Source organism: Paenibacillus sp. FSL R7-269 (assembly GCF_000517865.1).
In the GTDB taxonomy this organism is placed as follows: Bacteria; Bacillota; Bacilli; order Paenibacillales; family Paenibacillaceae; genus Paenibacillus_AQ.
Genome location: NZ_ASPS01000005.1, coordinates 1 through 11,154 on the forward strand (window position 1 = coordinate 1; position 11,154 = coordinate 11,154).

10 protein-coding genes and 1 tRNA gene are annotated in these 11,154 nt (G+C 48.1%); 8 read left to right on the forward strand and 3 right to left on the reverse strand.

Features of this window, described 5'->3' with window-relative positions:
- Positions 1-476: 476 nt before the first annotated feature.
- The 8 genes from guaB to C162_RS01880 all read left to right on the forward strand — a co-directional run bounded on the left by guaB (position 477) and on the right by C162_RS01880 (position 8,981).
- Entirely contained in the window at positions 477-1,934 is a 1,458-nt protein-coding gene (gene guaB / locus C162_RS01845; RefSeq protein WP_036690642.1) for an IMP dehydrogenase, read from the forward strand.
- A 128-nt stretch (positions 1,935-2,062) separates the two neighbouring features.
- Complete coding sequence (locus C162_RS01850; protein WP_036690624.1) at positions 2,063-3,457, forward strand: D-alanyl-D-alanine carboxypeptidase family protein; 1,395 nt, start codon at positions 2,063-2,065, stop codon at positions 3,455-3,457.
- Positions 3,458-3,576: 119 nt separating this feature from the next.
- A complete protein-coding gene (pdxS, locus tag C162_RS01855) occupies positions 3,577-4,458 on the forward strand; it encodes a pyridoxal 5'-phosphate synthase lyase subunit PdxS (protein WP_036690627.1) in 882 nt (293 codons plus the stop codon).
- 18 nt (positions 4,459-4,476) lie between these two features.
- The gene (pdxT, locus tag C162_RS01860; protein WP_036690629.1) at positions 4,477-5,061 is read left to right on the forward strand and encodes a pyridoxal 5'-phosphate synthase glutaminase subunit PdxT; all 585 of its coding nucleotides are present in this window, start codon (positions 4,477-4,479) and stop codon (positions 5,059-5,061) included.
- 90 nt (positions 5,062-5,151) lie between these two features.
- On the forward strand, positions 5,152-6,441 hold the full coding sequence (serS, locus tag C162_RS01865) for a serine--tRNA ligase (protein ID WP_036690631.1): 1,290 nt from the start codon (positions 5,152-5,154) through the stop codon (positions 6,439-6,441).
- A gap of 65 nt (positions 6,442-6,506) precedes the next feature.
- A tRNA-Ser gene (locus tag C162_RS01870) sits at positions 6,507-6,595 on the forward strand.
- Between the two features lie 134 nt (positions 6,596-6,729).
- A complete protein-coding gene (locus C162_RS01875; RefSeq protein ID WP_036690633.1) occupies positions 6,730-7,128 on the forward strand; it encodes a hypothetical protein in 399 nt (132 codons plus the stop codon).
- 293 nt (positions 7,129-7,421) lie between these two features.
- A complete protein-coding gene (locus C162_RS01880; RefSeq protein ID WP_036690634.1) occupies positions 7,422-8,981 on the forward strand; it encodes an IS1182 family transposase in 1,560 nt (519 codons plus the stop codon).
- Positions 8,982-9,093: 112 nt separating this feature from the next.
- On the opposite strand, the gene C162_RS33985 is transcribed toward C162_RS01880, so the two are convergent.
- The 3 genes from C162_RS33985 to C162_RS01895 form a co-directional block, all read right to left on the reverse strand.
- Positions 9,094-9,696 (reverse strand): DUF1906 domain-containing protein, encoded by a 603-nt coding sequence (locus C162_RS33985; RefSeq protein WP_051493144.1) that lies wholly within the window; start codon positions 9,694-9,696, stop codon positions 9,094-9,096.
- Between the two features lie 189 nt (positions 9,697-9,885).
- A complete protein-coding gene (locus C162_RS01890) occupies positions 9,886-10,443 on the reverse strand; it encodes a hypothetical protein (protein WP_036690636.1) in 558 nt (185 codons plus the stop codon).
- A 312-nt stretch (positions 10,444-10,755) separates the two neighbouring features.
- Complete coding sequence (locus C162_RS01895; protein WP_036690640.1) at positions 10,756-10,977, reverse strand: hypothetical protein; 222 nt, start codon at positions 10,975-10,977, stop codon at positions 10,756-10,758.
- Positions 10,978-11,154 lie beyond the last annotated feature (177 nt).

Sequence of the window (11,154 nt, forward strand, 5' to 3'; positions counted from 1 at the left end):
ACTTGGACCGAAGGGTCCTGGGAGAGTAGGACGTTGCCAAGCACACATGAGCCATTGTCGACAATTCGACAATGGCTTTTTTGTATATTCTGGAATGCCTGGACACAGTCTGAGAGATAGCGATGTAACATTTAAAGGAAGCAGTTGAATTTTATCCAATTACTTAGCCCATGCCGCCAAGAGCTGCTCCGTTGTCCACTGTAGACGGACTTTAGTCCAAGAATTCGCTTACCGGAGGCCGGATTGCCTAATCCCTTCACAGGGCAGTGTAATATTCTTGACAGGCCAAATGCCCTTTGCTAAGATAGCTCTAATATATTTTTGGACAAGCCTCTCAAACCTTAACAGAAGACACGATTATGTATAACTCCCAGGCCTCTACCGCTGTCTATCGGGTATGGACTTGACGCAGGAGTTTCTTTATTCATAAGTTGGCGGGCGGGTAGAGAAAAGAATTTAGAGGAGGAATGACCCAGGTGTGGGAAGATAAGTTTGGTAAAGAGGGATTCACTTTCGATGATGTGCTGCTGGTTCCGCGTAAATCCGAGGTATTACCTAAGGAAGTGGATCTAACCACTGTACTCAGCAAGAATGTGAAGCTGAATATCCCTTTGATGAGTGCAGGTATGGACACAGTCACAGAAGCCGCTATGGCGATTGCTATCGCCCGTGAGGGCGGAATCGGCATTATTCATAAGAATATGTCCGTGGAGCAGCAGGCAGAAGAGGTGGACCGTGTGAAGCGCTCGGAGAGCGGGGTTATTACCAATCCATTCTCACTTACGCCGGACCACTGGGTATCCGACGCTGAAGTCCTGATGGGCAAATACCGCATTTCGGGTGTGCCTATCGTAGATGAAGAGGGCAAGCTTGTCGGTATTCTGACGAACCGCGACCTGCGTTTCATCCATGATTTCAATATTCAGATCAAAGAAGTGATGACTCATGAGAATCTCGTTACGGCTGCTGTAGGAACCACTCTTCAAGAGGCGAAGGGCATTCTGCAGCGTCACAAGATTGAGAAGCTGCCGCTGGTAGACGAGCATAATATTCTCAAAGGTCTCATTACTATTAAAGATATAGAGAAAGCCATCCAGTTCCCCAACGGTGCCAAGGATGCCCACGGACGTTTGCTGGTTGGAGCGGCAATTGGGATCTCCAAGGACACGTTTGAACGGACAGAAGCATTGGTAAAATCCGGTGTGGATCTGATTACCGTGGATTCCGCACATGGCCATCACATTAATATTATCGATGCAGTGCGTAAGCTGCGCGAGACTTATCCTGATCTAACGATTGTAGCCGGTAATGTGGCTACAGGCGAAGCTACCCGCGAATTGATTGAAGCAGGAGCCTCCGTAATCAAGGTGGGTATCGGTCCAGGTTCTATCTGTACTACCCGCGTAATTGCCGGGATCGGCGTTCCGCAGGTTACTGCGATCTACGATTGTGCGACAGTAGCCCGTGAATACGGTATTCCAGTGATTGCAGACGGGGGGATTAAGTACTCCGGAGAGATTACCAAGGCCATCGCCGCTGGTGCTGCTGCAGTCATGATGGGAAGCCTGTTCGCTGGTACGGAAGAAAGCCCCGGAGAGTCGGAAATCTATCAGGGACGTAAATACAAGGTGTACCGTGGCATGGGCAGCATGAGCGCCATGAAGCAGGGCAGTAAAGACCGTTACTTCCAAGATGATGATAAGAAGCTGGTACCGGAAGGTATTGAGGGCCGTGTAGCTTTTAAAGGGCCGTTGTCAGACACGGTTCACCAATTGATCGGCGGACTGCGCTCCGGTATGGGCTATTGCGGAACGAAGACATTAGAAGAACTGCGCAATGATACCTCGTTCATCCGGATCACTGGAGCAGGCCTGCGTGAGAGTCATCCTCATGATGTGCAGATCACCAAGGAAGCTCCGAACTATTCCCTATAAGCCGGGAAGAATCGCCTATTTTTGCTGACAGACAGGACTAATTTAGTCCTGTCTGTCTTTTTTTGCAGATACCCCTGTGTTAGAATAGAACAAGCACTGATCTGAGGATTAAAGGAGAGTAGTAATCATTGAAGTCCAAGCGAAAACTAAGCAGTAAGCAAATTGTGATTAAGACAGCGACAGTAGGTCTGCTTTTAAATATGTTAGCATTTCCTGCGGCTTCTGCGATGGCAGAGGCAGTGAATAAACCGGCTACAACAGAGGCTGGAACCAAGGCGGCGGCTACCCCTGCCAAAACGGCAGTAGCCAAGATTCCAACCGTGGAATCCCTCGGATTGAAATTGAAATCGGCAGTATTGATTGAGCCTACTACAGGTGAGGTTCTGCTCTCGCTTAATGCGGACCAGCCTATGCCTCCGGCGAGTATGACGAAGATGATGACAGAATATCTTGTCACAGAAGCGGTGAATAGCGGCAAGATTTCCTGGGACCAGAAAGTAATTATACAGGAGAATGCTTCCAAGCAGATAGGATCGCGTATTTTTTTGGCAGCGGGCGATGAACATACGGTTAAAGAACTCTACATAGCTATGGCGGTAGGCTCTGCCAATGATGCTACCGTTGCCTTGGCTGAACTGGTGTCGGGCTCGGAGCAGCAGTTTGTGACCCAGATGAATGAGACCGCACAGAAGATGGGCATGAAGACGGCTTATTTCATTAATTCCACCGGTCTTGACCGGAAAGACATGCCTGCTAAATACCGGCCTGAAGAGGACCGTGAGACGGTAATGTCTGCAATGGATGCGGCTATTCTTGCTAAGTATATTGTTACGGATCATCCGGAGTTTACAGATTTTACGACAATCCAATCGTATAAATTCCGTGAGCGTGATTCGAAGCCGATGATTAACTATAACTGGATGCTGGAAGCCAACAAGGATATCCCCAATTTCAAGGCTTACGCTTATCCGGGACTGGACGGATTGAAGACCGGACATACGACTAACGCCGGTAACTGCTTCACCGGTACAGCGGTGCGTGACGGTATGCGTCTTATCAGCGTAGTAATGGGAGCAGACTCCGAAGCCCACCGTTTCACCGAAACGAAGAAGGTGCTGGATTTCGGCTTTAATAATTTTGAGATTAAGCAGGTAGTTGCGCCTAAGGCCGTGATTGCCGGCACTGAAACTGTGCCTGTGCTGAAGGGCAAGAATAAAGACGTATCCGTAGTAACGGACGCTGGTGTAACGTTCATGGTTCCTAAGGGTACTGTATCGCCGCAGATCAAGACTACAGTGGTCACGAATGATCCGGCTACGCTGATTGCACCGATTGCCGGAGCCAGCAAGGTAGGTAAGGTCACGTATTCCTATAAGATTGAAGGAATGTCTCAGACGCAAGAGAAGACGGTGAACCTGATTACTGCCGAGGAAGCGGAGAAAGCGGGCTGGTTCAAGCTGCTGCTGAGAGCCATCGGTGATTTTTTCGGTGATCTGTTCAAAGGAATTAAAAACCTGTTCTAGTCTCATAGGGGCGCTGACCTCGGTTTCACGATAAAATCCCAGTAAATAGGTTGTGTATATTACAGCCTTGCGGTAGAATTACAAGTTAGATTAGGTTAGATCTAACGGGAGGCGTAGACATGGAAACAGGAACTTCGCGAGTCAAAAGAGGCATGGCAGAAATGCAAAAAGGCGGCGTCATTATGGACGTCATGAATGCAGAACAGGCGAAAATTGCTGAGGCCGCAGGGGCAGTTGCCGTTATGGCTCTGGAGCGTGTACCTTCTGATATCCGCGCAGCGGGTGGTGTCGCACGTATGGCTGATCCTACTATTGTAGAAGAGGTTATCAAGGTAGTGAGCATTCCTGTGATGGCCAAAGCGCGGATCGGCCACTATGTGGAAGCCAAGGTTCTCGAATCTCTGGGTGTAGACTATCTCGATGAGAGTGAAGTACTTACTCCTGCCGATGAAGTGTTCCATATCAACAAACGCGAATTCACGGTTCCTTTTGTATGCGGAGCCAAGGACCTTGGAGAAGCACTGCGCCGGATTAGCGAAGGGGCTTCTATGATCCGTACCAAGGGTGAGCCGGGAACCGGCAACATCGTGGAAGCTGTCCGCCATATGCGCCACATCAACAGCCAAATCCGCAAGGTAACCGGCCTCTCGCCTGATGAGCTATATCATGAAGCTAAGACGCTGGGTGTTCCTTATGAGCTGCTTCTGGTGGTTCACGAGCTGGGCAAGCTGCCTGTTGTTAACTTTGCCGCCGGTGGCGTAGCTACGCCTGCTGATGCCGCGCTCATGATGCATCTGGGTGCTGACGGGGTGTTTGTCGGCTCGGGAATTTTCAAATCGGACAATCCTGAGAAATTCGCCCGTGCCATCGTCGAAGCGACAACCCACTTCACGGACTACAAGCTGATTGCTGAAGTGTCCAAGAATCTGGGCACTCCGATGAAGGGGATTGATATCGCCACGTTGTCCCCGGCTGAACGTATGTCGGAACGCGGCCGTTAATAGAGAGAAGGCTTCCGGATGAGAATTGGAGTGTTGGCGCTTCAAGGCGCTGTTACAGAGCATATTGTCAGTATTGAGAAGACCGGCGCACAAGGCCTGCCTATTAAGCGTATAGAGGAGCTTGACGGGATAGAGGGCCTCATCATTCCCGGTGGTGAGAGTACGACGATTGGCAAATTGATGCGCAAATATGGCTTTATTGAAGCGATCCGTGAGTTCTCGGGTCAAGGTAAGCCTATTTTCGGTACATGTGCCGGTATGATCGTGCTGGCGAAGCGGATTGCCGGAGATGAAGCCGGCCATCTGGAGCTGATGGATATTACCGTGGCCAGGAATGCCTTTGGCCGCCAGAGGGAAAGCTTTGAATGTGACCTGGAGGTTAAGGGGATTGCTGAATCCGTGCGGGCGGTATTTATCCGCGCCCCGCTTATTGACGAGGTGGGTCCTGATGTTGATGTGCTTACCCTCTATAAGGATGAGATTGTAACTGCGCGCCAAGGCAATCTGCTGGCCTGCTCGTTTCATCCGGAATTGACTGATGATTACAGGCTGCATCAATATTTTGCCGACATGGTAGAGGACAGTATTGCAGCCAATCTATAGAACCGCATATAAGGACACTTTGACTCTTTCAAAGCTGCAAACAAAACAGCAATTTGAAAGAGTTTGGGCTGTTTTCAGGAGGGAAACTTTGTGTTAGATGTTAAAGTATTGCGCAGCGATTATGCAAGAGTAGAGGAAGCACTGAATAAGAGAGGAAAGTCGCTGGATTTGATTGCCGGCTTCCCGGCGCTGGATCAGCGCCGCCGTGAGCTGCTTCAGGAAACAGAAGGGCTCAAGAACCGCCGGAACACTGTGTCCGGAGACGTAGCCAAGAAGAAGAAGAATGGTGAACCGGCTGATGATCTGATCGCAGAAATGCGAACGGTATCTGACCGGATTAAGGAATTGGATGACGAGGTGCGTGAGCTTGAGGTCAAAATTGACGAGCTGACGATGAGCATCCCGAATATTCCGCATGAATCGGTGCCGGTGGGCACCTCCGAGGCAGACAATGTTGAAGTGCGCCGCTGGTCAGAGCCCAAAGAGCTTGGTTTCACTCCGAAATCCCACTGGGAGCTTGCACAGCAGCTGGATATCATTGATTTTGAGGCAGCGGCGAAGGTTACGGGTTCCCGCTTTGTCTTCTATAAAGGACTGGGTGCCAGACTGGAGCGTGCCCTGATCAATTTCATGATGGACCTGCATAGCGGGGAACATAACTATGAAGAGATGCTGCCGCCTTATATTGTTAATAAGGACAGCCTCTATGGAACGGGACAACTACCCAAATTCGAAGAGGACCTGTTCAAGCTGCGGGATACAGAGTATTATCTGATTCCTACGGCAGAAGTGCCTGTGACGAACTATTACCGTGAAGAGATTATGACCGCTGGCGATCTGCCGAAGTATCATGTGGCCTACAGCTCTTGCTTCCGCTCGGAAGCCGGTTCAGCCGGACGCGATACCCGTGGTCTGATCCGCCAGCATCAGTTCAACAAGGTGGAGCTGGTGAAACTGGCCAATCCGGAGAGCTCCTACGAGGAACTGGAGAAGATGACCGCCGACGCTGAACGCGTGCTACAGCTTCTGGGGCTGCCCTACCGCGTCCTGCTGCTCTGTACGGCAGATATGGGCTTCACCTCTGCCAAGACGTATGATCTTGAGGTGTGGCTGCCTGAGAGCGGCATGTACCGCGAGATCTCCTCATGCTCCAACACCGAGGACTTCCAGGCGCGCCGGGCCAATATCCGTTACCGCAAGGAGCCGAAGGCGAAGCCTGAATTCGTGCATACACTGAACGGCTCTGCGCTGGCTGTAGGACGTACGGTTGCAGCTATCCTGGAGAATTACCAGCAGGAGGACGGAAGTGTGCTGATTCCGGAATGCCTGCAGCCGTATATGCGTAATGTGAAATCCATTTCTGCAAAAACAACTCAATAATAATAGTTGCATATTATTTGTCGGGCGTGGTATAATTCCTAATGCATGTGAAATTCAAATGCATTGGAGAGGTACCGAAGCGGTCATAACGGGGCGGTCTTGAAAACCGTTAGGGTGAAAGCCCACATGGGTTCGAATCCCATCCTCTCCGCCATTCCTTAAAATGCCCCGCCACATAAGATATTGTGGTGGATATGACATAAACGCACTAGACTGTTGAACAGCGGTCTGGTGCGTTTTTTTTGTGTTCGTGACCGTTAGAGGAGAATCTAACGGGAGGTATCCATTATGAATGTGAACAAAGGAAAAACAGCCCATAAACATAAACGGGGACAAAGAAAGAATAATTTAGACATCCCTCAGCGGTTATTAGACCGCCTTACTCCATCGGTCTTGGAAACGGCCCGCTCCACGCTTCAGGAAGCCGAGAAACCTCGCCCTGAGACGTTGACACTGGACAAGCTGTTTACCCGCTACTATGCCGCAAGGCAAGCGGCAGGGGCGGCAGAGCGCACCTTAGAAGAATACAGGAAGCATATGAACTGGTTTCGGCGTTTCTTAGCAACGGAGTACAGCGGTCTTGATAACTTTGTACCTAACCGTGATGTCATTCGTGTATGGATTTCATCTATGTTGACGTTACAGAAGTTGAAGCCATCAAAGAAGAGGCTGTCTCAAAAGCCATGAAGTGGCTGCTTGGGACAGCTCTTTAGTTTGTAGTAGGATCAACGTGAGTACTTGGGTGAACGCTGCGCGAACGGACCGTTGTTCCAATCGCTGTGGTCTCCAGATTTTTTTTCATTCCCCTAGCGGTGAAAATCCGGAGACCAAGGCGACCGCTGCCGCTTTTCCACAATCGTTCCGTCCTCTCCGCTGTTTGAGCGGGAAATGGCTCGTCCATCCTTAAAAAAGAAACAAAAAAATCGCTCGTTTTGGTAAAATGGAGGTACCACCCAACCATTCCCAAAGGAGCGATTTCTTTGTACATCCAATATACCATGGACCAACTTTGCTTGCCAATGGATCTGGAAGAAGATATCCCGAAAAATCACCTCGTTCGCGTCGTGAATGCCGCCGTCAATCGGCTGGACAACGCCATTTTTGACGCGGCCTATCCCGGCGGCGGCCGTGACAGCTACCATCCTAAAATGCTTACCAAAGTCATCATCTACGCTTACACTCAGCGAATCTATTCGTCTCGCCAAATCGCTAAAGCGGTCCGGGAGAACATTCCCTTCATGTGGCTGGCCGGACGGCAGCGACCCGACTTCCGCACGCTGAATCGCTTCCGTTCCCAGCGGATGAGAAATGTCCTCGAAACGGTATTTACCGCCGTGCTTCAGTTTCTGGCTAACGAAAAATACGTGTCTCTGGAGCATTATTTTGTGGACGGCACTAAGATTGAGGCGAATGCCAATCACTACACCTTTGTCTGGAGCAAAGCGGTCAGCAAACACAAAGCGAAACTGCAAGATAAGGTACAGGCCCTATTCGCTGACATTGACGCAGCGGAAGAGCAGGAAGAACAAAAGAACCAGGGCAAAGATCTGGCTGAATTCAGCACGGGTTCAGAAATGGACATTGAGAAACTCGAACAAGCCGTGCAAAAGCTTGAAGCTCAGCTTGCCGAAAAACCGAAAGACAAGCCCCTAAAAAAGACGGTTCGGAAGTTGCGTAAGGATTTGCTTCTCCGACTGCAGAAGTACGAAGAATATCAAAAACTGCTTGGGGACCGTAACAGTTTCAGCAAGACCGATCCAGAGGCAACGTTTATGCGGATGAAAGAAGATCACATGCGAAATGGCCAACTGAAGCCAGGTTATCATCTACAGATCGGGACCGAAAACCAGTTTATTGTGGCCTACAGTCTCCATCAAAGACCGGGTGACACCCGCTGTTTAGAACCACATCTGGAAAAAACAAAGCAATTCCTCGGGGAACTTCCAAAGACGGTCATTGCAGATGCCGGCTATGGAAGTGAAGAAAACTACGCCTATCTGGAAAAGAGCGAGATACAGGCCGTCGTGAAATACAGCACCTACCACAAAGAAAAGAGCAAAGCCTGGAAAGCCGACGTCGGAAAAATCGAGAACTGGACCTACGACGGATCCGAGGATCGCTGGACGTGTTTAGCTGGACACCCGCTGTATTTCCAACGAGAAAGCAAGGAAACCACAGAGAGTGGATACGAAATTAAGAAGCGTCACTACCAAAGTCAAAGCTGCGGAGGTTGTCCGCTAAAAGAAAACTGCACGAAGGGAAGCGGAAACCGGGAAATCGCAGTCAGTCTGGAGCGGCTTAGATACCAGAAACAGGCGAAAGAAATCCTCCGAAGCGAGGAAGGCTATCTATTGGCCGTACGTCGAATGACGGAGCCGGAAAGTGTATTTGGACAATTAAAGAATAACCGGGGCTTCCGGCGCTTTCTGCTTCGCGGCTTGGAAAAAGTGACGCTGGAGGTCGGTTGGCTTTCGCTCGCCCACAACCTGCTGAAGCAAGCAGCGAACGACCAGAAACGCAAAGGAGCGGTCCTCCAATAACGGAGAATCGCTCCTTTTTTACCTGTTACGCTTTGAAAAAGCTATAGGTTTTGTTTCCACTTATAAGAATAATATTTACTTTTGGGACAGCCCCTTCTTCGTTGAATGTCTACTACAATCTCCATCCTCCAGTGTTCCCGTTGCTCTCATTCTTATCAAAAGTCCCACCGCAAATGGATTGTTCGATTGCGTACTGATAAAGGCGTCGATTGGGGTCATTCTGACCACTGCTCCAAGCACTAGCCTGCCAACGATAAATGCCCGGAATAGCTGCACCGACTGTTGTCGTTGTTCTATATCCCCCGTAAATCCCTAGCTGATAGCCGTAACTGTCGGTATAGGTTTTTACAATGTTCAAGTAAGGAATAATAGAATTACTCAGATCACTTGCGCTTGCGTCGTAGTCCACAGTAAAATAAATGGGCGTGCCAGAGGGCTGACCGGCAGCCACTGCTTGATTTACAGCAGTAGCACCGTCTGCATGAGCTTGGCTACTGGTAAAGTAAGACGCTGTTCTCGAATTGTACTGAAAAATGGAAATGATAAAAAGACCCGCATTGGAAATGGTACGTGCTTCAGCATTTTGCAAACGACTGCTGTAAAAATTCGAAGCCGCCGGTCGATAGTAGCGACCTACAAAAGTTTGACCATTGCTAACCAAGCAATTCGCCATCGATGAACTTACTACGTTTAATGTATCAACACCTGCTGCCATAATAAATTACCTCCGTCTATTTGGTATAGCAATAACCTGAACGGGGTATGGCCTTGTGGATGTGTACCCCACACATTCCAAAGGTCAGTTGGTATTGCTTAGTTATTATAATATTATATAGCGTAACGTTACGCAGTAATACGGCACAAAAAAACTATCTCTTCATAGTGAGCAGATAGCTAGAAAACTTTACTCTAAGGGTTCAAGCGAAGCGGCCGCTCTCTCATACTCAGCCTGAGAAAAGGTTTTTGCTGAACTCATACTGAAATACAATCCGTCTTTCTCAAAGTATAAATACGGTACTTCATTCTCTTTAGCAATCCACTCCCCAGATACATCTTTAGAAAGCGCTACTTCTTTAGTCGAAGCAATCTCGGCAGTTGGTTTAAGTTCTTCTTTGGATTGAGTGATTGAACCACGAATAAATACAATACGGACTTGATTGTCTTTAACTTCAACACGATCCATGTAATCATCGCTACCTAAACCTACTGTGGGGATGTAGACTTTATCTAATCCGGCTTTCTTAGCAGCTTCACTAATTTCATTTTTTTGTTCTGCTGTATAAGATAGTGGCTCTGCTTCTGTCATTTCTTCACCTGCTTTATTGGTCGAATTTTCATTCTGACTTTGTTCAGTTGTAGGAGTGGGTGAAGGAGTTGAAGGCGAATTTTCATTCTGACTGCATCCTGCTAATAAAGCCCCAAATAGCAGGCCGATAATCACGACTTTCCCTTTGTAGTCCATTTAAATATCCTCCTCGTTGATCTGTCCTCATAATAATAGACTGAACTGCTCATTCAAAAGTTGCATAATATTCTCATATAAGTTTCTTTTTTGAAACTCTTCACAGATCCAGCGAACTAAACCAGGTAATCGTAGCTGCTAAATCCGCCAAGATTCCCCTGACAGTTCCGTTGTACCAATGAGATCCTCACCAAGAAAAATCGCTGGAGAAGATCCTTTTCACCAATACGATATAACGGGGTACATAACGCAGTATAAACTCCATTCAATTGAATGGAGTTTATTTGCTCATAAGATACAGATAATCTAATCTCAACCGTCTTCTTTTTTATCCTGGCGAATAGCAGATTTTGATGTACTTTGATGATACGTCTTAACCATCAGATTCATCGTCTTATCAAGCTGAGCCAAGCGTTTCTCTAATCCATCCATTTGTTTGTTGAATTTGATGAGTATCGTCTGGAGAAGAATCAGAGAAAGAGCAATGGGAAATCCAACGTTTCCGATTAACTGAACAACTGCCTGTAGATCCATAAGTAAATACCTCCCTTCTTTGGCTTTATTATATTACATAACGAAACGTTACGCTATATTTTTTTAAAATAACACTTATTATATGTTATTATGATATAAAATATATGCTAAAATAGAAATAAATAATAATAGGGTGATGCGAATGGAATCGAAAGAAAAGCCTCCTAGGCTCACTGT